Below are 24155 nucleotides of genomic sequence, written 5' to 3' on the forward strand. Positions count from 1 at the left end.
AAAAATGAGCAGCCAAGTTGGAATTTTGGGACTCCAAGTTGGAAAAATCACGTTCCAAGTTGGAATAGAGAAAATATGTAAACTAAATTAAAGAACACTTCTACTTTATAATATAGAGAAGCCTATCCTCTTAGAAATTGAGAATAAGCTCGCTTTATTTGATTGTAGTAATTTCTTCAGTGGCCTCACTAGCGCTACTGCGGGGTCTACTCACCTGTCTCGCTTTTCCCGCAGGAGTCGGTACATCAAATATATATACTTTTGTAAATTTTCATAAAGCGTCCATTACCTTTTTATAATGAATGAATCATTTGCGATTATATTGTAGTATGGTCAGAATAAGAGTTGTCGACTTATATTTACCAGGAGGGTTTGTATGCAAAGAAGGTTTTTATTAGGTTTATTTAGTGTAATTGCTATCTTTTTGGCAGGTTGCGGTACTGATATCACAACAAACGTTGATGAAAAACAAACAACAGTTGTTGAAGACGTAAAAAATGAAGAACCTGATGGGAAGTTTCTAACGAAGCAAACAATGGCAATAATACCAAACAACCTGAAAAAACAGATGAAAATACGAAGGGTAACCCTAACGATAGCTCCACAATTGCAAAATTAGAAGGCTTGGAAGTACATTATATTGATGTAGGTCAAGCAGATGCGACACTATTAAAGTATTCTCACGAAGGGGAAAATTACAGAATTTTAATTGATGCCGGAAATTGGAATTCTAGTAATGCAGTAAATTACTTGGACGCCCAAAAAGTATCCAATATCGATATTGTAGTAGGCACACATCCCCATGCTGACCATATTGGCCAGATCGATAAAATCATCGATACTTTTGATGTTGATGAAGTTTGGTTATCAGGTAACCTTTCCAATTCCCAAGTGTTTAATCGCATGATAGATGCCATAGAAGCAAATGACGTTGGATACCATGAACCTAGAGCTGGGGAAGTATATGACATCGGTCCACTAGTTATTGAAGTATTAAACCCAACCAGTGCCAGTGGAGATGTTCAGAATGACTCAGTTTCACTAAGAATAACGTATGGTGATGTCACTTTCTTGTTTACAGGAGACACTGAAGAAGAAGGCGAAAGGAAAATGATTAACAGCGGTCAAAACCTATCGGCGGATATTTTCCAAGTAGGACATCATGGATCGAACACTTCAAATACTTCAGCCTTTTTAGATAAAGTGAATCCCAAAGTTGCCATAATTTCAACCAGTGAAAATAATCAATTTGGACATCCTCACGCTGAAGTAATTAAAAGGATAAATGATAAAGGTATTGATCTATACTCTACGCATATAAATGTCACTATCATTGTCAAAACCGATGGTACAACGTATAAGGTAACTACAAAAAAAGATGGAAATGTTACACCATCTTCAGAAAATACAACTTCAAATAATACTGAAACAAGCAATGACGCTACTTCTAAACCAAAAGAATCGGTTTCTGGAAGTTGCATAAACATCAACACAGCATCTTCAGAAGAATTACAAGACATTATACACTTCGGCCCGGCTCGTGTAGAAGAGTTGATACAACTTCGTCCATTTAGCTCAATAGAAGACTTGGCAAGAATTAATGGGATAGCTGCTGGTAGATTAAACGATATCAAGTCACAAGGATTGGCTTGTTTAGGAGGATGAAAATATGACGAACAAAGGTGTATTGGACCGTATTGAAGAAGGAAAACATGCTGTTATTTTAGTTGATGAGGTAGGAAAAGAATTCATTATTCAAGTGAATGATTTGCCCGAAGGAAGTAAAGTTGGAATGTGGTTTGATGTAGAGATAATAAATAATGATCTCTCGAAAATTTCAATAAATATGAAAGAAACAACAAACTTGAACGAAGAAATTACGAATAAGGTTAATAAGTTAAAGGAAAAAGGCAGAGGAAGCCGTTTCAAGAGGAACTAAATTTAAAATATTTGATCAGACTAATCATTTTTTTATTCCCTAAATTTATTCTTTTTTCCTTTCATCTCTATTCTCACTCTTTTGTCAGAATTGAAATCAACTACTCTACAGTATATTTAAAAAGGAAGGAGCAAAGTAAAATCACTTCGCTCCTCTCCTCTTATTCACATTGGTTTCGGTGTTCTAAAGCACCTTAATAGCAATGATCCCCGAACTCTTTCAGACCCGGATTCTATTACATTACTGTTGCTTCCGGTTCATAGCTAATGATGTCACGGATAGAATTATTGTCGTTCATGATGGCTACAGTTGGTTTATGATCTTTTGCTTCCTCGTTCATCATATAAACATACGATAAAATGATAACCACATCCCCTTTTTGAACTAGACGTGCTGCTGCTCCGTTTACGCATATCACACCACTGCCTCTTTGTCCTGAAATGATATAGGTTTCAAACCGAGCTCCATTATTATTGTTTACAATATGAACTTTTTCATTTGGTAGCATACCAACCACGTCTAAGAGATTTTGATCGATTGTAATACTTCCTACATAGTTTAAATCCGCTTCCGTCACAACAGCTCTGTGTATCTTTGAATTCAACATCATACGTAACATTAATACCTCTCCTTTATGTTCCACATCATATTGTCAATCAGGCGTACATTTTCAAAGAATACTGCTACCGCTAAAATAACATCTGTGTCATTTAATAGGTCATTTGTCAGACTTGGATAACTTAATAACTCCACATAATCAATTTTTCCGGATATGTTATCTTCAATGTGTTGAATAGTTATTTGTTTTGCTCTTGCTATATCTTGATTCAATTTAAAATGTTCATGTCCTAGTTTAATTGCTTTTCGAATCATTGGTGCCTCTGAACGTTCTTTTGGACTAAGGAAAACGTTACGTGAACTTTTAGCTAGTCCATCTGGTTCTCTTACAGTTTCTACCCTTCTGACTTCCAACGGGAAATTATAATCTTTAACCAGTGTTTCAATTATCGCGAGTTGTTGAGCATCTTTTTGTCCGAAATAAACTGTCTTTGGTTCAACTAAATGAAAAAGCTTTGTGACTACTTTTAATACACCATCAAAATGTCCTGGTCTTGAAGAACCACATAGTATATTTGCTTGTGTTCCTGCTTGTATCGAAATGCCACCATCTTGAGGATACATTTCATTTACTTGAGGGAAAAACAATAAGTCTACTCCCGCTTCTTTTGCCATTTTTGAATCTCGTTGTAAATCACGAGGATACTTTGCTAAATCTTCATTGGGTCCAAATTGAGCAGGATTCACAAAGATACTCATAACTACATAGTCATTCTCTCTTCTCGCTTGTTTGACCAGAGACATATGACCTTCATGTAAGTAACCCATAGTTGGTACAAAACCAATACTTTTGTTTGAAAACTTTGCTTCTTTAATATTATTTTTTAATTCCTCTATCAATTGTACTTGTATCATTGTTTTCCTCCATATAATTGCTGATATTCATCATCTTTCATCGTAAATCGATGTTCAGCTGAAGGGAATTCTCCGTTTTTAACTTCTGCTACGTATTGTATTAATCCAGCAGAAATCTCTTGGCCAGCTTGTGAAAAGGATTTTACAAATTTCGGCATATGATGACTTCCATAAGTGACTGTGTCATGAAAAACAAGTACTTGTCCATCTGTATCTGCCCCTGCCCCAATTCCAATCACTGGGATTGATAGTATTTCAGTGATTGTTTTTGCCAGTTGATAAGGAATACACTCTAGAACGACCATAAAAGCGCCAGCTTCTTCACAAGACTTTGCATCTTCAATTAGTTTTTGCGCAGCATGAGCTGTTTTGCCTTGAACTTTATATCCCCCTGATACGCTTGCAGACTGTGGTAGTAGGCCAAGATGTGCAATAACAGGTATTCCAATACGAGTCAATAAGCGAATGACATCTATGACTTCGTCTGCACCTTCAATTTTTAAAGCTTGTGCTTTTGTTTCTTGGAATAACCGAACTGCATTAGCCATGGTTACATCAACTGATCCATGATATGAACCAAATGGCATATCAACTACTAAAAATGTGTCAGAAGCTCCGCGTCTAGTTGCCTTTCCATGATGAATCATATCTTCCATTGTTACTAAAACTGTTGAATCATATCCAAGAACCACCATCCCTAGAGAATCTCCAACGAGTAAAATTTCAACCCCTGCATTTTCAGCAAGTTTAGCTGATGGATAATCGTAAGCAGTTAACATAATAATCTTATCGTTATCCTTTTTCATTTTCATGAATTCTGTTGTTGTTTTCATTTTCAAACTCCCCCTCTTCGGAGAGAAAACCAAAAATAAAAACCCTTCTGTCCACTATTAGGACAGAAGGGTTGTGTGTTTACAAGAATTGGTTTCCTCCGTCCCTGTCAATTAAGATCAAGGCGAAATATTTATTTCATGTGATGTTATTTGTTCATCAGGTGCAGTTCTACTCAGATACTGCCCTTCACTCTTTACTATAACAGAAAACATGTTATTTTTGAATCTCAATGTCAGCAGAATAAATTCCATGGATTTGACCATCATCCGACTTAATTTGTAAAATGCCTTCATTGGTAATACCAAGCGCAATACCCTCAATTACTTCATGAACCATAATTGCTTTGATTCGCTTACCTAACGTACAAGAATAACTTTCCCATAGAATTTTCAATGGTTCAAACCCATGCTTAACATACATATCCGCATAAATTTCTAGATGATGCAATATACTTGCGACCAGTTTTGCACGGTCCACTGGATGCCCTGCAGCCATTTGTATAGAAGTAGCAATAGATTGAATCTCTTCAGGGAAATCACTTTGTTGTTGATTAACATTGACACCAATACCTAAGATGATTGAATGGACTCGGTCTATATCAGCTTGAAGCTCTGTTAAAATCCCTGTACATTTCTTACCATTTATCAGCAAATCATTAGGCCATTTAATCTCCGCACGAACTTTAGCGATATCTTCTATAGCTCTGGCTACTGCTACAGCTGCAACGAGTGTAAATTGAGGAGCTTTAGTTGGTGGAATATCTGGCCGAATAATGACACTCATCCATATCCCCTTACCTTGAGTCGATGTCCAAGGCCTTGCTAAACGTCCTTTACCCGCAGTTTGTTCTTCACATATTACAACTGTCCCATCAGCAACCCCCGTTTGTGCAAGTTGATGAGCAATTGGCTGAGTAGATGGACAAGTAACTTGGTAATGAATATTACGACCGAAACGTTTTGTTGTTAAATATTGATCTATTTTGACAGCTTGTAAAGTATCAGGAGACGCTGTTAATACATATCCTTTTTTCTTTACCGTTTCGATACTAAACCCTTCTTCTTCAAGTTCTTTAACATGCTTCCAAATAGCAGTTCTCGACAATCCAAATTCACTAGCCAATTGTTGACCCGAAACTGGTTGACCCTTTGCCGCTAAAAAACGTTTAGTAATTTCAAACTTCACTGTTGAATTCATTCATTATCCATTCCTTTATCTCGGTAGAATCGTTCACCACTTTTTCATGTAGTACAGCATGTTCTATTTTAGTAAGTGCCACTTTAAGCCATGGTCCGCCAGGTTTGTTATACCACCTCATCAAATCGTCTCCCGAAATCACTAAATCACGAATTGATTGAATCTGTAACGAACGTTTTCTTTTAACAATACCCTCAATTGGCATAAGTTCAATATCACTGCAAACTATACGTGACAACATTTCTGCGTGAATAAGGTATGATTCATCAAATTGATAAAGGTCATCAATCGTGTATTGCCGTTCATAACGGATTTCTGTTGCTTTGACTAGTTGATTTATCTGTTGTTTTAAATCATTGGATAATTTAAAAACTCTTGCAAGCTCTAAAGCATTTGGTTTGTCGTGAAGTAAGCATAAAAAAGTCCAACATACTAGAACATCTTGTGGATTTCCTAACTGAGCCCATTTTTCATGGGTGAATCGGAAATTGCCTGGTAAATAATTTACTAAATTACTTTTAGTAAGGGCGTTCAAGCCTATATTTAAATTGGTGCTTAACCACATTTTTTCAAGTTCAGCTGTTATTCGTTCAATGGACACATATGAAATATCTTTTGCGCATGATTTTATCGCTTCAAAAGTATTCTTTTCGATGGAAAAACCTAGTTGTGCAGTAAATCGTATAGCTCGAAGCATTCGCAATGCATCTTCTTTAAATCGATCAATTGGCATGCCTACTGTTCGAATTATTTTATTGTGGAGATCTTGTTGCCCGTTAAATAAGTCAATGATTTGGAAGCTATCTGTCATGGCGAGTGCATTCATTGTAAAATCTCTACGTTTTAAATCTTCTTCTAGAGAGCGCACGAACTTTACATCAGTTGGTCTACGGTGATCTGTATATTCACCGTCAGTACGAAAAGTTGTTACTTCAATTGGAACTTGTTTTTCAATGACTAGCACAGTGCCATGTGCCAGTCCCACATCTGCAGTTCTTTTAAATATTATTTTCACTTCATTAGGTAAAGCACTTGTCGCAATATCAATGTCGTTTGCTTCTTTGTGGCAAACATAATCTCGTACTGCTCCACCAACAAATACAGCCTCAAATCCATTATGCTTTAGCGTGCTTATAATATTTTTTCCTGCTTGCCATTGTTCAGTTGTGAGCATGTTGAAGAACTGCTTTCTCATAAACTTTTTCATACTGAGAGACAATTAATGAAGAATGAAAATTCCGAGAAACTTTGTCGATTGCATTAGTTCTCAAACGGTTATGTAAGTCTTTGTTTGTCAATATTTTAAATGCATAACAGGCTACAGCTTCAACATCATGTAAAGGAACAATATATCCATTATGGCCGTGATCAATAACCTCGGGTATTCCACCTATATTTGTGCCGATTCCAGGGACTCCGCATGCCATAGCCTCTAACATAACTAAGCCAAACGACTCTTTTTCCGATAGTAATAGTTTTAAATCGCTTATCGCATAAAGTTCGGAAACATTATCTTGTTTTCCTAAAAAAAGAACATCATTTTTCAAACCTAAGGATTCAACTTGTTTAATAATGTTATTCATTTCTGGTCCATCACCAACGAGCAATAATCTTGCAGGCATTTCTTTTCGAATATAAGCAAAACTTGATACGACATCCTCAACATGTTTAACTTTGCGAAAGTTTGAAACATGAATAATCACTTTCTCATTATCTTGAATGTTATAGTATGACTTTAAATTTGATGGCTTATCGGGATAATATTCACGTTCATCTACAAAATTATAGATGGTTTCAATTGTTTGATTAGGTTGTATTAAATGATTAGTTTGTTCTTTTAGCGAATTTGAAACTGCAGTGACAATATCTGATTTTTCTATTCCATAACGAATAGCACCAGAAAGAGATGAATCATAACCTAAAACGCTAATATCAGTGCCATGGAGCGTTGTCACAATTCCTACTCGTTGTCCTGACATGTCACGAGCTAAAACAGCGCATACAGCATGTGGGATAGCATAATGGACGTGAAGAATATCTAAATTCTCTTTTTTGATGATCTCTGCCATTTTACTGGCCAGAGCAATATCATAAGGAGGATATTGAAACACCGAATAACTATTTACTTCTACTTGATGAAAGAACATGTTTGGAATCATACGATTTAAACGGAATGGCATGCTTGATGTGATGAAATGTATTTCATGGCCACGCTCAGCAAGTAGCTTTCCTAATTCTGTCGCAATTACACCAGAGCCCCCTATTGTTGGGTAGCAAGTGATGCCAATTTTTAATTTCTTCATCACAGTCACTCCCTTCTACGAGCGTCTTTCTTGTAACAGTCTCCAGTCGATAAATCCTTCTTGCAGACCTTTTAATAATACTTCTGCTGTTCCCATATTTGTTGCTAAGGGAATTTGATATACATCACATAAACGAATAAGTGCTGTAACGTCTGGTTCATGAGGTTGAGCCGTCAAAGGATCGCGGAAAAAGATAACCATATCCATTTCATTATTTGCGACCATGGCACCGATTTGTTGATCTCCGCCAAGTGGCCCGGATTGAAATAGCAAGACATGCAGTCCCGTTTCATCAATAATCCGTTTTCCTGTTGTACCCGTTGCACATAAATCATGTTGCGCCAAAATATCACGATAGGCAGTAACAAATTGAATTAAATCATCTTTTTTTCGATCATGAGCAATCAAAGCAATTTTCATAAATCCCCCACCCTACTTTTATATTATATTTTCTAGTCCGTAGACCAGTTCTTTTAAGTCCATCACATGAGTAATTGACAATGTAATGCCTGACATAAATGACTGCCTGTTAAATGAATCATGGCGTAGTGTAAAGAGTTGGCCATCTCCCCCAAATAAAACTTGCTGGTGAGCAACTAATCCAGGTAAACGTACACTATGGATTGGAATTCCATCGTAGGATGCACCTCTAGCTCCTGCTATCGTTTCTTCTTCTAATGGATGGCCTTGTTTATGTAAAGGTCGTACTTCCGCGATCATTTGAGCTGTTTTATATGCAGTACCAGAGGGAGCATCAAGTTTCTGGTCATGATGCATTTCAATGATTTCAACATCAGGAAAATAAGCAGCTGCCATTGCGGCAAATTTCATCATCAATACAGCACCAATAGCGAAATTTGGTGCCACAATACATCCTACCTGATATTTTTCAGAAAGTACTTTGCATTGTTGTAATTGTTCATCAGTAAATCCTGTTGTTCCAATTACAGGTCTAACTTCACTCTGGAGACAAAGCTTTGTATGTTCAAATACTTGATGTGGTGTGGTTAAATCAAGGAATACATCAGGCTTGGTTGAAAAAATCAAACTTTCTAAATCTAGAAATACGGGTATATCATAACTAGCTGGAAATCCTGGAAATTCACTTAATACTTTTCCTATTTCTTTATGGTCAAGAACCGCTATTAATTCCATATTCTCATTATTCATAATGGTATGTACAGCTTGTTGTCCCATTTTTCCACGCGGACCACCAATTGCAACTCTAATCATACTTATTCCTCCTTTAATGTCCAACGGTTTTTATCTCTAGAGTTAAACTTGTCCATTACACGATCATGTGCCTGCTGCATATCGATTTTCTCAGCATTTGCGAAACATATGAGAACAAATAGTAAATCTCCTAATTCTTCTTCCATGTTTTTTGTGGCTTCTGTTGATTTCTTCTTTTTCATGCCATGGACATGCTGTACTTCTCTTGCTAATTCTCCAAGTTCTTCAGTCATTCTAGCAAGCATTTCAAAAGGAGGGAAATACCCTTCTTTATATTGTCCAATATAGTCATCTACTTCTTTTTGTAAGGTTTGAATCGTTTTTTCATTTATCATTCATATCACTCTCCTAATCCTACCGTAATATTAAGAAATAATGTTGTCAAAACACTTTATATACATGATAATAACGTAGTGTTCTTTTTTTGAGAAATTGAGGTGCTTCTATGCTAAAAGGTATTAAATTTAAAAATGTTTTTTTCATTATGCTTGGAGCAGCCATCTTTAGTTTTGGTTTTGTTCATTTTAACATTCAAAATCAACTTGGCGAAGGCGGATTTAGTGGGATTACATTAATTTTATTCTTTGTTTTTAAACTAGATCCCGCATTGATGAACTTATTATTAAATATACCAATGTTTATTATCGGATGGCGTCTTCTAGGAAGAAAAGTATTTGTTTATACGGTTATCGGAACGGTTTCAGTATCAATATTTTTAAAAATCTTCCTAATTTACGAAATAAATATTCACATTCAAGACGATTTATTTTTAGCATCATTATTTGCTGGCGTTTTTTTAGGAATTGGATTAGGTATCATTTTCAGATATGGTGGCACAACTGGTGGCGTAGATATCATTGCAAGACTTGCATTCAAATATCTTGGATGGAGCATGGGTAAAACGATGTTTATCTTTGATGCAGGGGTTATCTTACTGTCATGGTTAACATTTTTAGATCACCGCTCGATGATGTATACATTAGTTGCAGTCTTTATAAGTGCTCGCGTCATTGACTTTGTGCAAGAAGGTGCTTACGCAGCACGTGGAGCGCTCATTATATCAGAATTTCAAAGTGAGATCGCTGACCGAATTGCACTTGACATGGAACGTGGTGTAACTGTATTAAGCGGCACTGGTCATTTCACAAAAACTGAACGCAATGTGCTCTATTGCGTAGTTGGACGTAATGAAATAGTCCGGCTAAAAAATATTATAACATCAGTCGATCCTCATGCGTTTGTGTCAGTAACAGAAGTTCACGATGTCATGGGTGAAGGATTTACGCTAGACGAACTAAAACGACCAATTGATTAAAAAAAAGGTTATTTTACATATTATTCTTTGGTTAAAGACGATTGAAGTGACTTTGTCACTCAATCGTCTTTCTTTTGTACAGGCTATCTTGCGACGGGTTCCCGTCCGACACGCCCCTTCAACCAATAGATATTTCGTATTTTTGATGTGGGTTAATGTGAAATAGACAATGATTTTATAGAAGACCCGGCCGAAGATCATACTATTTCTGACTTTTTCTATATTTTTTAGATTGCGTAGGTTTTTTCCGTTTAGGGTTATCTCCATACTGACAATTGTATAGGTTGAAGTTACACTGTTCTTCAATTTAAATATTTCACACCACCGAAAAAAATCTTTAGGTCGGGTTGGATTTTACTTTTTTCTGCAATTTCCAACTTGGATTGTGATTTTTCCAACTTGGAGTCCCAAAATTCCAACTTGGATACCCTTTTTTCCAACTTGGACACCAATTTTTACAACTGAGCAATCGCTCATCTCATATTTCATTGAATACCCATCAATTGTTAGTAATGCCAATGACTAAAAACGCTATATACTTCACTTCTTCTCAAAAAAGGTATAAAAAACTCTATCATTCATTAGAATAGAAATACTTTTGATTCAAAACGAGTTCTCCAATCAACCTGCTCTCTGTTTGTAGAAAGAAAAAACAGCCGAAATTGTATCTTCGGCTGTTTCTATAGGACCCAGATGTAGAATATTATTTTGACTCACTGTAGGTGTTCTAAGCCGATACTCTTTCTATCAAAAAACTCACGAGCACATGGGTACATGCTCGTGAGTTTTTGATTCTATTCTGAACGATTCATGCCTGTAAACATTAATATTAAACGAAGTAATTCTAAAACTGCAACTGCAGTAGCAGCTACATATGTCATCGCAGCAGCATTTAATACTTTACGAGCGTGTGTTTCTTCTTCATTGCGAATAACTCCATGAGATACAATCTCAGTCATTGCACGATTTGAAGCATTGAACTCAACTGGTAAAGTAACAATTTGAAATACAACACCTACTGCAAGCAATACAATACCTAATAGCAACATGTTAGGCATTGTTGCAAATATACCAATCATGACGAAAATCCATGACGCGTTTGAAGAAATATTAGCAACAGGTACTAACTTGTGACGAAGTTTCAAGAATGAATAAGCTTCTTTATGTTGAATCGCATGTCCCACTTCGTGAGCAGCAATTGCTGTACCAGCCACTGATGCTTCATGGTAGTTTTGTGATGATAACGCAACAATTTTTGTCATCGGATTATAATGATCACTTAGAAATCCTTTACTTTCAACGACTTTCACATCTCTCAAATCGTTTTGATCTAAAATTAAACGTGCTACTTGAGCACCAGTCATACCAGAAGTTGAACGTACTTTTGAATACTTCTTATACGTGCGTTTGACCTTAAATTGCGCGTATAGTGGTAACAATAATAGTACGGCAAAGTAGATTATAAATCCTCCCAAATCGACCAACCTCCTATTTTGTAGATACTTCTTATTTTATAGCTCATACAACATTTGTACAACTATTTAGTTTGCTCAATTGGTGACAACTTTATGACATTAATCGCAATTAGTATACATGCAATTGATAACCAAAAGGTAAAGTAGCCAATGGATTGAGTATACTCAGACAACCGACTATAAATGGGCATTTGTCCAAACACATAGTCAATGACGTCATTATGTAACGTCCAAATAGCAGCAATCAATAAATGGATCCATCTAAATTTATATTTTGGAATATAGAGTAATGCTTGAATAGCCATTGAGAAATGACTAACCACAAGCATCCATCCAACAAATCCAATTGGACCAGCTACAAAGTCTGTCCAAATGTTCATAACTACTGCCCATAGTCCATACTTTACTAATGTAATTAATGCGAGAGCTTCAATAAGTTTAAAATTCTTGCCAATTAACCAGCCAAACAATGCAATGGAGAAAAACAAACTTGCTGTTGGACTATCTGGAACGAAAATCAGAAATAGTGGATCTGTAATTTCAAGTTGAAATCTATACCAATAGTAGCCATAGATAGTACCAAGAATATTAACAATTAGTAATGTCCACATAAAAACTTTATGAAATAACAAGAATTTAATTTGTGTGAGTATTGGATTCACTTTTATTCCGCCTCCTTTATCAAAAAATACGAAAAACACTTTCATTATGTATAAGAAAAACCGGGCAAGTGCGCCCGGTCCTTTAAGCAAGAACACAGTATCCACTTTGGTTTCTGGTATGATTTCCGTTGGTTAAAAAAAACGTGATCAAATATAGTTTAAAAAATAAATATAAAAAATCGTCCGATCTTTTAAAATGAAAGTACTCATACCTAAATCCTTCGACTGAGAGAAAACTTCTAAAGAAGGAAATCACGACTCACCTTAATTGGGTAAACGAGAGTCGACCAAAGAAATTCTGTTTTACCATGTTGTCTCTATATACTAAAAACACCATGAATACAGAGTTCTTGGCTCGCTATAGTCATATATTTTCTGATGAAAAATAAGCAACCTTTTGTTGATATTATAAAACAGAACAACACTACTAACACAGAATTGGTGAGTGCCGTTGTCTTTTCAGTAAAAAAAAGAGTCAGTTGCCTGACTCTTTTTAAGATAAATCATGGAGATAACTCATCAATAAATTTAGATAACTCTAAAAGTTCTTCGTCGGTACCTTCCCACATTCCTGCTTGCATAGAACCAATACCATTTACTGCAATATCAGCAATTTCTTCAGCTGTTTTATCAGTAGTTGCAAGGGATGGTCCTAAGCCACCTTCATACGCACTACCGTGGCAGCTAATACAGGATGATTCTAAGTAAATTTGATGCCCTGCTGCTTCTGTATCAAATTCTGCTTCTTCACGAATTTCACCTTGAGCTTTTGCTGCAACCCAGTCATGGTTAACAACCGATTCCCAAGTTAAGAAAATGATTGATGCAAGAGCTAGCAACATAAACGCTGTAGGTAACGGACGTTTAAATGGACGACGCTCTTTACTTTTGTCCATGAATGGCGCAAGCATTAGTGCACCAAATGCTAGACCTGGCATAACGATTGCTCCGATTACATTGTATGATGTGCCAGAAGCAAATTCATATTTTAGTAATTGATATAGGAATAAGAAATACCAATCTGGTAATGGAATATATGCTGTATCTGTTGGATCTGCTTGACGTTCAAGTCCTGTTGGATGTGCAACAGTCAAGATTAGAAAACCAATTAAGAAAACTGCACCAACCATCCATTCTTTCAATAAGAAGTTTGGCCAGAAAGCTTCTGTTTTACCCGGATACTCTGAATAGTCTTTTGGTACATTCGAACTACGAGTAGCAGGTATACGAGAATCCCCGACAAATTTCATCCCTTTTCCGCGATGCATAGTGTCCCCTCCTTTTCGAAATCTTCAAAGACGTTGTATCTTATAGTGGTCCTGAAATACCTTGTTTGCGAATCAAGACAAAGTGTGCTGCAAGCAACCCAAGCAAAGCAGCTGGTAAGAAGAATACATGAATCGCAAAGAATCGTGTTAACGTTTGTGCACCAAGAATTTCTGCGTCCCCGGCTAGTAAGGTTTTAATCATGCCTCCGATAAACGGAACGGATGCAGCAATTTCAATACCTACTTTAGTTGCAAACAACGCGCTCATATCCCAAGGAAGTAGATAACCTGTGAAACCTAATCCTAATATTACTCCGAAAATCATTACGCCTACTACCCAGTTAAGTTCACGAGGTTTCTTATAAGAACCTGTAAAGAATACACGTAACGTGTGGAGGAATATCATTACAATAACTAGTGAAGATCCCCAGTGATGCATACCACGCACAATTTCACCGAATGCTACTTCATTTTGTAAGTAGTAAACAGATTTCCATGCATTTTCAATATCAGGCGTATAGTACATTGTTAAGAACATACCCGAAAGAATTTGAATCACTGTAATGAAGAACGTTAATCCCCCGAAACAATAAACGAATGCAGAAAAATGGTGTGCAGGGTTAACGTGCTCTGGAACTTCATGGTCTGCAATATCACGCCAAATAGGAGTAATATCCAGACGTTCATCCACCCAATCATAGATCTTATTTAGCACTGACGTCGTACCCCCTTACTTTAAACTAATGTATTTGGTCGTGTTTTACCGATTTGTAACAGCCCATCTTTTACCTGTACTTCGAACTCATCTAACGGTCCAAGTGGTGGCGTACCTTGGACGTTGTCGCCATTTTTCAGGTAACGACCAGCGTGACATGGACAGAAGAATTGATCTGGGTAGTCTGGAGAACCTGCCCAACTAACAGTACAACCTAAATGTTTACAAACTGGAGATAGTGCAACAATTCTGTCGCCTTCTTTGTAAACCCAAGCAAAGCTTGTGACATCATGAACATACCATGCATCAGTTTGTTCATAAGAAAAATCTACTCGAACTGGCACTTCAGTAAGTTCTGCCACTTTTTTATCTGTCGGTACAAAATCTCCACCTTCAGATTTTTGCAATACTGGATCAATTGCAAAACGAACCATTGGCATTAACATACCTGCCGCCATAAAACCTCCAACACCAGTTAATGTGTAGTTTAGAAATTGACGTCTTGATACCCGATTATTACTCATCCTTTTCCCCCCTCTAACTTTAAAGGTCAGTCCAATGGACATACTTATACGTAAAATAGTAAAACTAGGACAGTTCTATGATAGCTCAATAAAAAACAGAGGTCAATATTCCGCTAATAGCTTTATGGACTTTGTGAACATTCCTTGAAAGTTATTTAGTAGAATTTGCCCATCGTTTTGCAAATACGGGTATTATTTGTCTCAACTGGTCATCTAAAACTGATTGACGTAATTTTTTATCCATATGTTCTAAAGGTATGGATGGCGTGTAAATTACATCTAACGAGCTAGATTCAGTTCCCCACCTCATATCACTAGAAATGAAGAACAAGTGCTTAAAACCTGCTTCTTTCAACATCTCGTCCCATTCTGTTCCAAGTTGTTCCCTATTTGTTCGCTGTGTATAAGTGACAGGTGGAATTAAAACCACTCTACCTTTAAATTGATTTTCAATAAATGCCGTAAGTGCCATTATAAATTCTACGCTTGACGCGTTTTGTTTAAGCTTGCTAGCTTGTCCATCAACTAATAACAATGGCACAACGGCAGTATCAATATATTCTTGTTGTTCTAAAAATACACTCATATCTTTTGAGTTCCAGTACATATATTTCTCATTCCCTCTTTCAACAAAAAACTTCATCGCGTAAACGATGAAGTTAAGATTTAGACGATTCTTTCATCCCTTGTAACAATTTAGACAATTCTATAAATCGTTCTTTATCATTAGCGTCTAGAGCTTCATCAATTTGTTTTAGTATATTTTCTTTTCTAAAAGACTCCATACTTATTTTCAAAACTTCTTCTGCAATGAGACGATCTTTGTCGTTAATGTGTAAATATTTTGGCATGAAAGGATTTTCTTCTAATACCGCTAAATATTCAGAGCTTGGTGGTACATTAGGAAAGTTTAATTGAATAAACATGTCTTCATTTGGATGTAAGCGTAAGTCATGAAATGATTTTTCAGCATCTGCAGTCATTAAGTTCCCTTTGTAGAAGCGAAACGGTACACCAGTCGATTCTGTAACAGACATAACCATCGCTCGTGGACAATAATGGGCTTCTTCAACAAAATGGACTTTCTGGAGTAAATCATCATGACTTAATAAGTAATTGAGGATCCATACGCACTCTCGACGTTTCATTTGATATCTTTTCAAAAACCATCGGACAAATTCTTTCTTTTCCATCACAGAAACAGATGCGGTCATATAACTCCTCCTTTCACGAAAAAGATTCAATCAAGTCTTGCCATCTTTCCTCATTTGGCTGGAGCAGTAGTAATTGTTTACCTATTTCGAGGGCTTCATCTCTTTTTCCTTCTTCTAGAAGAAAATAAACGTACTTTTCCATAAAGTTGGGGTCTTCCTTATGGTCAGTATATGCCAAAGAATAAAATGCGTATGCACGTTTAAAATTTTCTTCTTTAGCATAAGCGTCTGCCACAATTGGATATAAAGCTGACCAATCATCTTGGTTAGTTGAAACCATTTCTACTAGTTCGATAACATCTTCATATCGTTCAACGCTATGTAAAAATGATACTAGTGTCAATGTAGCTTCCATGTATTCTGGGTCTAAAGCAATTGCTTTTCTCAGATGTTGTTCAGCTTCATTCGTTCTGCCTATTTTTAAAGCCATTTTTCCTGCGAATAAAAATAACTCTTTGTCATACTCATCACGACTTAAACCTTCTAAAATCGCTGCGTATGCTTGATCATGTTCATCCAACATGCTATATGCCTGTGACAGTAATAAGTGAGCAGAAAAATAATCAGGATCTAGTGTTTTGACTTCAATCAACTTGCGTACGGACAGGTCATACTGGCCAGCTTGAAAAGCAGAATAAGCGAGTCCGAAAAGTAAATTAGGTGTTACATGGTGTAATAATGATTCGTCATAAAATGGAATCGCTTCTTCATAAGCAGCACCCGTACTATATACTTCAGCTAAGCGTTCTGATAAGCGGATTCCACCAATTTCTTCTGATTGTTCTTTTAAATTTTCATACAATCGAACAGCTTCTAAATATTTTCCTGTTTCGAACAGCAACTCAGCTTTTGCAAATACTAATAACGGTTCGTCAGGCATTAATGCTAGAGCTTGATTAATTTTTTGTTCTGCAGTTTCATAAAATCCTTGCATTTGATAATAATCAGCTAAACTTAAAAGTGCTTGAGGATATTCCTCTTCATGTTCTTCAATACTTGTAAGTAACAAAAGTGCTTCATCCTCTTGGTCGATTTCCATCAGAACTTGTGCTCGATCTATTTTCAACTGCGCCTCTTCTGGAAACAAAAATTGAAGATGTTCTAGAATTTGCTCACCTTCTTTTAAATATCCCGCACGGAGAAGCATGTTTGCAATTTCATATTGAGCATCAGGTTCACTTGATAGTTGCATTGGTTCAATTAAGGATTGGATTTTTTGTATATCCCCAGCTTCTATTGCATCGATAAATTGTTGACTACTTTCCATCTTCATCACCTATTCTCTTTCTATTCTTACCATATGCTACAACACGGTTATCCCATTCACAAGAAAAAACTCCCCGCTAGCGGAGAGTTTCAAAAGATGACACAGTTTTTAGATGTTCGAAAAAGTTTGGGTAAGATACGGAAATACACGAGGCTTGTTCGATTTCAATTGGTTGTGTAGATACGACAGAAGCAATTGCAGCCATCATACCTATTCGATGATCTCCATATGATTGTAATTTCCCTCCAGATAAAGTTACTGGACCTTTTATAATCATCCCATCATCAGTAGCCTCTATATTAGCACCTAACTTCCTCAATTCATCGACTACCGCTGCGATACGGTCTGTTTCTTTTACTTTTAATTCCTCTGCATTTTTAATAATGGTAGTACCATGCGCTTGTGTAGCTAGCAAGGCAATGATTGGGATTTCATCAATTAATCGAGGAATTAAGTCCCCCCCAATTTCAATTCCCTTCAATTCTGAAGATCTAATAGTCACACTTCCTGTTGGTTCTTCACTCTCAGAGTCGTTTGGTTCTATTTCGAGCTGAGCCCCCATTTGCTTTAGAACGTCTAATATCCCTGTCCGTGTTGGATTTAACCCTACATGAATCAAACGAATAAGACTTCCTTTGGCAATAACTCCCGCAACTAAGAAGAACGCTGCTGAAGAAATGTCTCCAGGAACATCTACATGAGTTCCAGTAAGCATCTGTCCACCCGGAAATTGAATTACACCATTTGCGGAAGTGAGTTGTGCACCAAACTGACGTAACATACGCTCTGTATGGTCGCGTGATACTTCGGATTCACGAACGATAGTTATACCTTTTGCTCGCAAACCCGCAAGCAATATAGCAGACTTTACTTGTGCACTAGCGACAGGCATCTTGTAGTCGATTGCTGTTAATTTTGTTCCTTGCACAGCAAGAGGGGTAAACTGGCCACCACTTCTCCCTGTAATTTGAGCACCCATTTGTCTTAAAGGATCGATGACCCGTTTCATCGGTCTTTTAGCGATTGATTCATCACCAACAAGTACACTATGTAAATGAGATCCCGCTAGAATTCCAAGCATTAATCTTGTTGTCGTTCCAGAGTTTCCTGTGTCTAGAATTTCTATTGGTTCATTCCAATTTTCCATCCCATCGCTATTGATCGTGACATTGGTGCCGGTCACTTGAATATCGACACCTAGTTTTCGGAAACATGAGATTGTACTTAAACAATCGTCCCCTAGTAAAAAACCGGAAACCGTTGTTTTACCTTTTGCCATCGCACCAAACATAACTGCGCGATGTGAAATTGACTTATCCCCAGGTACTCGTAGGGAACCCTGTAGAGGATTTTGATTTGCTTGCAATATGATGGAATCAATCATAAACTCACGCCTTTTTTATAATATTCACCTGACTATGTGCTTTCTGCTTCGCCTAGGAGATATATGTTTCGTAGTTTGTATCCTGGTGGATGCTTTTCTCTGCACGCTTCCGGTCTTCAGCAGTTTGGAAACTAATCACCAAAATTCCGAATACATCTTCACGCGATTCGACAATTCTCAAATTTGTAATACTAATCAAATGTTTTGCTAGTAGTCCAGTCACTTCGGAAATGACACCAGGATAGTCTGGAACATCAACATATAAATCATAAACAGAGTACATTGCACCTTGAGACGTTATTGGTAATTCATCTCTTACATATTTGGCTCTAGAAAAATAATGTTCAATATTTGCTGGTTCAGCTTGCATGAGTAGCGTTTTAACCGTATCCATTTCATTTTGCCATTTATCTAGTTGTTTAACTAGTTCAAGACGATTTTGAACCGTAATATCCCTCCACATAATTGGGTTTGAAGATGCAATTCTAGTGATATCTCGAAACCCCCCTGCTGCAAGTTGCCTTGTGAAAGGGTATTCTTCATTTTCACCTGCAAGTTGATGAACTAGAGATGCCGCTACGATGTGTGGGAAGTGGCTAACAACGGCTGTCATGTGATCATGGTCTTCCGCAGAAACTCGAAGTATCTTCCCTTTTGTTGGGTGCAATATAGTTTCAAGTTTTTGAATTTGTTGTTCATTTTCATTCTCTAATGCAGTGATCATATAATATGCATTTTCAAATAAATGTGCTTTCGCAGCTTCAATACCGCTTTTATGAGACCCCGCCATAGGATGCCCTCCAATAAAAGTAAGTCCGAGTTGTTTAAGCACACTTGCTTTTTCCATTATGATTTTTTTCGTGCTCCCTGTATCTGATAGAATTACACCTTTTTTAAGCTGCCAATTTTGTGCTTCATTCATTAACTGTAACGTGGCATTAACAGGTGTAGCAAAAATAATGAAGTCAGCTTTTTTTGCTGATTCTTCCAGATTGAAAGCCATATCGTGAATGACACCTAATTTTTTAGCTTTTCTAACCGTGTGTGAATCCAAGTCAAAACCAATCACTTGAACCTTAGGATTTTTTTGAATAGCTAAAGCAAGTGAACCACCAATTAATCCTAATCCAACAATTAGTACTTGTTGCGTAGTCATGCAAGGACCTCAGCATCTCTTAATACCTCTGTTAGCCTTTGTAAGAACTCTTTATTTTGCTGAGCAGTACCAATGGTGACCCGAATATACCCGGGCGTCCCTAGAGCATTCCCACTACGAATTATAAACCCTTTCTTCACCAGGTTTTCGAATGCTAAATCCGAATCAACTTTCACTTCTATGAGCACAAAATTCCCTTGTGTGGGGTACATATGAAGTCGGTTTTGAGTTGCAAAATCTGCAAATTGCTTCTTGCCAGCTTCATTTTGAATGCGACATGTTTCAATGAATGAAGGATCTTGGAGGGCAATGAAGGCAACAGCTTGGCTATTAGACGTGTTGTTAAATGGTTCTCGAACTGGATCTAACCGATTAATCAGTTCCTCTTGTGCTACTGCATATCCGATACGAAAACCAGCTAGTCCATATGCTTTTGAGAATGTACGTAATACAATGACATTTTCATGCTTTTCTATCAACTCAATGGAGCTCCTATAAGAGGGGGCAGTTATGTATTCAAAGTAAGCTTCATCCAAAACAACTAGTACATCTTTAGGCATTTTTTCAATGAATTCATCTAACTTATCTTGTTCAATTAATGTTCCTGTTGGATTATTTGGTGAACACAACCAAACAACTGCTGTATTGATGTCGATTTGATCAAGCATTCCTTGCAAATCATGATTGCCATTTACAAGTTGAACTTCACGAACTTCTGCACCATCAATAACTGCGTTATGACGATATTGCGGGAAAGTAGGGGTAGCCATAACTGTATTCACTCCAGGTTGAAGCAATGCTCGAGAAATCATCATAATAATTTCATCAGAACCATTTCCAAATAACAGTTGGGTTTCTTCAACTCCTACTACTTTTGCCAATGCCTGACGAAGATTACCTGCATAACCATCCGGATATAGAGCATAATTAATTGTTTGATTATCCAAAAATTCTTGGACTTTAGGTGAACAACCAAAAGGATTTTCATTGGAAGCAAGCTTATCGATTTTTTCAAGATTGTACATCTTTTTCACTTCATCAATGGAACGTCCAGGTTGGTAAGGCTTCATTCCTGTTAATTGATTTTTCCATTTCATCGTCTTTCGCCTCTACTTTCTCAACTATATATTTAACAAATCAGGTCGTAATTTTATCGCTTCATTTAAATATACATGATGAATATCTCGTTGTGTTTTTTCCGTATTGACTTGCATTAGTACACGTATACACAAGTTGATTGCGCCTGGCACATCCATTTCATGTGTGCACATAACTGGTACATATGTCCAATCAGGAATACTTCGTACCGCTTTTGCTGGAAATGCAGCTCCAATATCCGTTGTCGTAGAAACGATTACAGATGCTACATCTTCAGGTCTAATATTATTTTCCTTCGCCATTGTTAATACAAGTTTTTCAGTTTCTATTAATATATGTGATGATAAATCTTCTGGAATTGTTGTAGCCCCTCGAACCCCTCTAATCATTTGTACACCTCCCTAATCCATATATTTAATTGCTTGTGTGCTAATTTGACATCATCTACTGTTACAATTTGCACACACGGTTGTCCAATTTGTTCAAGTAATACAAAATGAAGATCTCCGAAAGAAGCTTTTTTATCTCTTTTCATGTAGGAAATAAGTGTATCCACTTCATGTTTTAACACAGGAGCAAAAGAATACCCTAATGAACAAAGACCGTCAAATAGTTTTCTCGCGTTCCCTTTTTCAAGTGATTGTACTTTCTCACTTAGTAAGAGAGCAATGACCAGTCCGATTGCCACAGATTCCCCGTGTGTTATTCTTCCATATCCAGTAGATGCTTCTATTGCATGCCCATACGTATGACCTAAATTTAAATATTTCCTAACAGAAAGTTCAAACTCATCAGCTTCTACTATCGCCGCTTTCACTTCAATACCTTTTACTAGATAAGATAAGTACTGCGCAGCTGAAATCTCATCAAATGATTGAAACGACACTAATTCTTCTACCCAATGTTCATCAGAAATTAGTGCATGTTTAATTACTTCTGCCATACCTGACAAAATTTCTTGCTTAGGCAGTGTGCTCAACGTCAAGATATCATAGATTACAGCTTCGGGTTGATAAAAAGAACCAATCATATTTTTCCCTTGTGGATGGTTAATTGCTGTTTTTCCACCAACTGCACTATCATGTGCTAATATGGTCGTTGGACATTGAAAAAAAGGAATTCCTCTCATAAATGTAGAGGCAACAAAACCAACTACATCTCCACATGCACCACCACCAAGGGCGAAAGCAATTGATTTTCTTGTACAACCTACTTCGAGTAAAAATGAATGACAAGCCATGAATGTTTCTATGGATTTACTAGTCTCTCCTGCAGGTAATTCAAATACATGCACTGATTTATTAATAATGGCTTGAAGAGGCATCAATAATTTTTCTAAATGAAGTTTTGCAACCACTTCGTCTACAAATATAACCACATGGTCTGCTCGTTGTAATTGCTTTTCGAAGATAGGCAATGCAGTTTCGTATATGCCAGAACCTACATAAACGTTATAGTGCTTATTCTTCGTATCGATAGAAATGGTTTGCATTCTTTAAAACTCCTTCGTATAAGAACGATGTTGATTAATTGAATCCAAAAGTTGTGGCATTTGATCACTATGGAATTTTTCTAAGATGGCATTTGCAATCTCCCATGCAACTACATGCTCAGCTACAACAGACGCAGCCGGTACTGCACAACTGTCCGAACGCTCAATGCTTGCTTTAAATGGTTCCTTAGTGGATATATCTACACTTTGTAAAGGTTTATATAGAGTTGGAATAGGTTTCATCACACCGCGTATCACAATCGGCATTCCTGTAGACATACCTCCTTCTAATCCACCTAATCTATTCGTTGTTCTTGTATAGCCGTTTTCTTGATCCCACACTATTTCATCATGAACTTGACTACCAGGCTTGCGTGCCATTTCAAATCCCATTCCTACCTCAACACCTTTAAAGGCATTAATACTCATCACGGCCATGGCCAATTTCGCATCAAGTTTGCGATCATAATGGACATAACTTCCTATACCCGCAGGCATACCTTCAACAATGACTTCTACAACTCCGCCAATAGAATCGCCATTTTCTTTTGCCGTATCAATTGCTTGAACCATTAACTTCGAAGCTTCTGGGTCAATACAATATACTGGATCGGATTCGATAATTTCACGAATTTGTGAAACTGATAAGTCATTACTTTTAGTAACATCAGCTTTAACGCCACCAATTTCAGTAACGTGAGAAACGATACTAATGCCTAGTTCAGCTAATAGTTGCTTCGCAACTGCTCCTACAGCAACTCGAACTGTTGTCTCACGGGCAGAAGAACGTTCTAAGACGTTGCGTAAGTCCTTATGACCATATTTCATACCACCGACCAAATCAGCATGACCAGGACGTGGACGCGTGATCTGACGTTTTACATCTTCCGGGTTTAATCCTTCTTCTAATGGTGCAATGCCCATTACATGTGTCCAATGTTTCCAATCATCATTTGTCACTACTAATGCAACGGGTGAGCCCAATGTTTTACCGTGCCGCACGCCTGAAGTAATATCAATTGTATCGGTTTCGATTTGCATTCGTCTCCCTCGACCGTGCCCCCCTTGTCTTCTTTTTAAATCTTTATTTATCATCTCGGCAGTAATGTTTAATTGAGCAGGTAATCCTTCAATAATGGCGGTCAATTGTGGACCGTGTGATTCACCAGCTGTTAAATAACGCATAACACTTTCCCCCTTCAACTCGCTAAAGTATTTTAATTAACACTATAACACAAAATATTTTCATTATCATCGTTCATTTTCGAATAAATTATGTCAAATTGACATTTTCTTTTTGGCTCGTCACATATAAAGTTTATACTAAATCAACTCATAAGAAAAACCGGGCAAATAGTACGCCCGGACCTTAATAGACAACTTTCTATTTAAATCTAGGATTTCCGTTTCAGGCGGACGCTTTCCGTGGGCACGCCTTCAATCTCCTCGTCACTGCGTTCCTGCGGGGCTTTCAGTTCGTGCTAGTCCCACAGGAGTCGCCGCCTTCCACTGCAATCATTCTCCTGTTTAAAATAACCATGATCAAATATAGTTTAAAAATTAAATTTGAAAAATCGTCCTATCACTTAAATTGAAAGTACCCACA

28 protein-coding genes are annotated in these 24155 nt (G+C 37.1%); 4 read left to right on the forward strand and 24 right to left on the reverse strand.

Annotated elements, in window-relative coordinates; translation table 11 throughout:
* Nucleotides 1-376 precede the first annotated feature (376 nt).
* Genes B371_RS0113040 through B371_RS0113050 form a run of 3 tightly spaced genes read left to right on the forward strand, consistent with a single transcriptional unit; the run spans nt 377 to nt 1939 of the window.
* Nucleotides 377-619 (forward strand): hypothetical protein, encoded by a 243-nt coding sequence (locus tag B371_RS0113040; RefSeq protein ID WP_019414766.1) that lies wholly within the window; start codon nt 377-379, stop codon nt 617-619.
* Between the two features lie 5 nt (nt 620-624).
* On the forward strand, nt 625-1665 hold the full coding sequence (locus B371_RS21805; protein ID WP_019414767.1) for an MBL fold metallo-hydrolase: 1041 nt from the start codon (nt 625-627) through the stop codon (nt 1663-1665).
* A 4-nt stretch (nt 1666-1669) separates the two neighbouring features.
* On the forward strand, nt 1670-1939 hold the full coding sequence (locus B371_RS0113050) for a DUF3006 domain-containing protein (RefSeq protein WP_019414768.1): 270 nt from the start codon (nt 1670-1672) through the stop codon (nt 1937-1939).
* A 235-nt stretch (nt 1940-2174) separates the two neighbouring features.
* Here B371_RS0113050 and panD read toward each other — a convergent pair whose 3' ends face one another.
* From panD to B371_RS0113095, 9 genes are all read right to left on the reverse strand, one after another.
* The gene (gene panD, locus B371_RS0113055) at nt 2175-2558 is read right to left on the reverse strand and encodes an aspartate 1-decarboxylase (RefSeq protein WP_019414769.1); all 384 of its coding nucleotides are present in this window, start codon (nt 2556-2558) and stop codon (nt 2175-2177) included.
* The gene (gene panC / locus B371_RS0113060; RefSeq protein ID WP_019414770.1) at nt 2558-3412 is read right to left on the reverse strand and encodes a pantoate--beta-alanine ligase; all 855 of its coding nucleotides are present in this window, start codon (nt 3410-3412) and stop codon (nt 2558-2560) included. Before panC ends, panD begins: the two co-directional genes overlap by 1 nt.
* The gene (gene panB / locus B371_RS0113065; protein WP_019414771.1) at nt 3409-4245 is read right to left on the reverse strand and encodes a 3-methyl-2-oxobutanoate hydroxymethyltransferase; all 837 of its coding nucleotides are present in this window, start codon (nt 4243-4245) and stop codon (nt 3409-3411) included. The genes panC and panB overlap by 4 nt, the downstream gene beginning before the upstream one ends.
* Nucleotides 4246-4459: 214 nt before the next feature.
* Nucleotides 4460-5443, reverse strand: coding sequence for a biotin--[acetyl-CoA-carboxylase] ligase (locus tag B371_RS0113070; RefSeq protein WP_019414772.1), 984 nt, complete (start codon nt 5441-5443; stop codon nt 4460-4462).
* A complete protein-coding gene (locus tag B371_RS0113075; protein ID WP_019414773.1) occupies nt 5421-6617 on the reverse strand; it encodes a CCA tRNA nucleotidyltransferase in 1197 nt (398 codons plus the stop codon). Before B371_RS0113075 ends, B371_RS0113070 begins: the two co-directional genes overlap by 23 nt.
* Nucleotides 6604-7746 carry an N-acetyl-alpha-D-glucosaminyl L-malate synthase BshA gene (gene bshA / locus B371_RS0113080; protein ID WP_019414774.1) on the reverse strand — a complete coding sequence of 381 codons (1143 nt, stop codon included), beginning with the start codon at nt 7744-7746 and terminating at the stop codon, nt 6604-6606. The genes B371_RS0113075 and bshA overlap by 14 nt, the downstream gene beginning before the upstream one ends.
* A 15-nt stretch (nt 7747-7761) precedes the next feature.
* On the reverse strand, nt 7762-8166 hold the full coding sequence (mgsA, locus tag B371_RS0113085; RefSeq protein WP_019414775.1) for a methylglyoxal synthase: 405 nt from the start codon (nt 8164-8166) through the stop codon (nt 7762-7764).
* Nucleotides 8167-8184: 18 nt separating this feature from the next.
* A complete protein-coding gene (dapB, locus tag B371_RS0113090; protein WP_019414776.1) occupies nt 8185-8979 on the reverse strand; it encodes a 4-hydroxy-tetrahydrodipicolinate reductase in 795 nt (264 codons plus the stop codon).
* A gap of 2 nt (nt 8980-8981) precedes the next feature.
* A complete protein-coding gene (locus B371_RS0113095; RefSeq protein ID WP_019414777.1) occupies nt 8982-9314 on the reverse strand; it encodes a nucleotide pyrophosphohydrolase in 333 nt (110 codons plus the stop codon).
* 110 nt (nt 9315-9424) lie between these two features.
* Here B371_RS0113095 and B371_RS0113100 point away from each other — a divergent pair, with 110 nt between their 5' ends.
* The gene (locus B371_RS0113100) at nt 9425-10294 is read left to right on the forward strand and encodes a YitT family protein (protein ID WP_019414778.1); all 870 of its coding nucleotides are present in this window, start codon (nt 9425-9427) and stop codon (nt 10292-10294) included.
* Between the two features lie 354 nt (nt 10295-10648).
* On the opposite strand, the gene B371_RS23555 is transcribed toward B371_RS0113100, so the two are convergent.
* The 15 genes from B371_RS23555 to aroC all read right to left on the reverse strand — a co-directional run bounded on the left by B371_RS23555 (nt 10649) and on the right by aroC (nt 23734).
* Nucleotides 10649-10813, reverse strand: coding sequence for a hypothetical protein (locus tag B371_RS23555; protein ID WP_019414779.1), 165 nt, complete (start codon nt 10811-10813; stop codon nt 10649-10651).
* A gap of 275 nt (nt 10814-11088) precedes the next feature.
* Entirely contained in the window at nt 11089-11769 is a 681-nt protein-coding gene (locus tag B371_RS0113110; protein WP_019414780.1) for a zinc metallopeptidase, read from the reverse strand.
* Between the two features lie 62 nt (nt 11770-11831).
* The gene (locus B371_RS0113115) at nt 11832-12431 is read right to left on the reverse strand and encodes a DUF1405 domain-containing protein (protein ID WP_026023058.1); all 600 of its coding nucleotides are present in this window, start codon (nt 12429-12431) and stop codon (nt 11832-11834) included.
* Between the two features lie 503 nt (nt 12432-12934).
* On the reverse strand, nt 12935-13699 hold the full coding sequence (locus B371_RS0113120) for a menaquinol-cytochrome c reductase cytochrome b/c subunit (protein WP_019414782.1): 765 nt from the start codon (nt 13697-13699) through the stop codon (nt 12935-12937).
* A gap of 40 nt (nt 13700-13739) precedes the next feature.
* Nucleotides 13740-14414, reverse strand: coding sequence for a menaquinol-cytochrome c reductase cytochrome b subunit (gene qcrB / locus B371_RS0113125; RefSeq protein ID WP_019414783.1), 675 nt, complete (start codon nt 14412-14414; stop codon nt 13740-13742).
* A gap of 20 nt (nt 14415-14434) precedes the next feature.
* Nucleotides 14435-14938 carry a ubiquinol-cytochrome c reductase iron-sulfur subunit gene (locus B371_RS0113130; RefSeq protein WP_019414784.1) on the reverse strand — a complete coding sequence of 168 codons (504 nt, stop codon included), beginning with the start codon at nt 14936-14938 and terminating at the stop codon, nt 14435-14437.
* 151 nt (nt 14939-15089) lie between these two features.
* The gene (locus tag B371_RS0113135; protein WP_019414785.1) at nt 15090-15545 is read right to left on the reverse strand and encodes a YpiF family protein; all 456 of its coding nucleotides are present in this window, start codon (nt 15543-15545) and stop codon (nt 15090-15092) included.
* A gap of 52 nt (nt 15546-15597) precedes the next feature.
* Complete coding sequence (locus B371_RS0113140) at nt 15598-16152, reverse strand: ReoY family proteolytic degradation factor (protein ID WP_019414786.1); 555 nt, start codon at nt 16150-16152, stop codon at nt 15598-15600.
* A gap of 13 nt (nt 16153-16165) precedes the next feature.
* Nucleotides 16166-17425 (reverse strand): tetratricopeptide repeat protein, encoded by a 1260-nt coding sequence (locus tag B371_RS0113145; RefSeq protein WP_019414787.1) that lies wholly within the window; start codon nt 17423-17425, stop codon nt 16166-16168.
* Between the two features lie 70 nt (nt 17426-17495).
* A complete protein-coding gene (aroA, locus tag B371_RS0113150) occupies nt 17496-18803 on the reverse strand; it encodes a 3-phosphoshikimate 1-carboxyvinyltransferase (protein ID WP_019414788.1) in 1308 nt (435 codons plus the stop codon).
* A gap of 52 nt (nt 18804-18855) precedes the next feature.
* The gene (locus B371_RS0113155; protein WP_019414789.1) at nt 18856-19959 is read right to left on the reverse strand and encodes a prephenate dehydrogenase; all 1104 of its coding nucleotides are present in this window, start codon (nt 19957-19959) and stop codon (nt 18856-18858) included.
* Complete coding sequence (hisC, locus tag B371_RS0113160; protein WP_019414790.1) at nt 19956-21056, reverse strand: histidinol-phosphate transaminase; 1101 nt, start codon at nt 21054-21056, stop codon at nt 19956-19958. The genes B371_RS0113155 and hisC overlap by 4 nt, the downstream gene beginning before the upstream one ends.
* Before the next feature lie 24 nt (nt 21057-21080).
* Nucleotides 21081-21446 carry a chorismate mutase gene (gene aroH, locus B371_RS0113165; RefSeq protein WP_019414791.1) on the reverse strand — a complete coding sequence of 122 codons (366 nt, stop codon included), beginning with the start codon at nt 21444-21446 and terminating at the stop codon, nt 21081-21083.
* Complete coding sequence (gene aroB, locus B371_RS0113170) at nt 21443-22549, reverse strand: 3-dehydroquinate synthase (RefSeq protein WP_019414792.1); 1107 nt, start codon at nt 22547-22549, stop codon at nt 21443-21445. Before aroB ends, aroH begins: the two co-directional genes overlap by 4 nt.
* A 3-nt stretch (nt 22550-22552) precedes the next feature.
* Nucleotides 22553-23734: a chorismate synthase gene (gene aroC / locus B371_RS0113175; RefSeq protein ID WP_019414793.1), complete on the reverse strand. Its 1182-nt coding sequence runs from the start codon at nt 23732-23734 to the stop codon at nt 22553-22555.
* Between the last annotated feature and the right edge of the window lie 421 nt (nt 23735-24155).

This window comes from Paenisporosarcina sp. TG20 (assembly GCF_000286315.1).
Lineage (GTDB): Bacteria > Bacillota > Bacilli > Bacillales_A > Planococcaceae > Paenisporosarcina.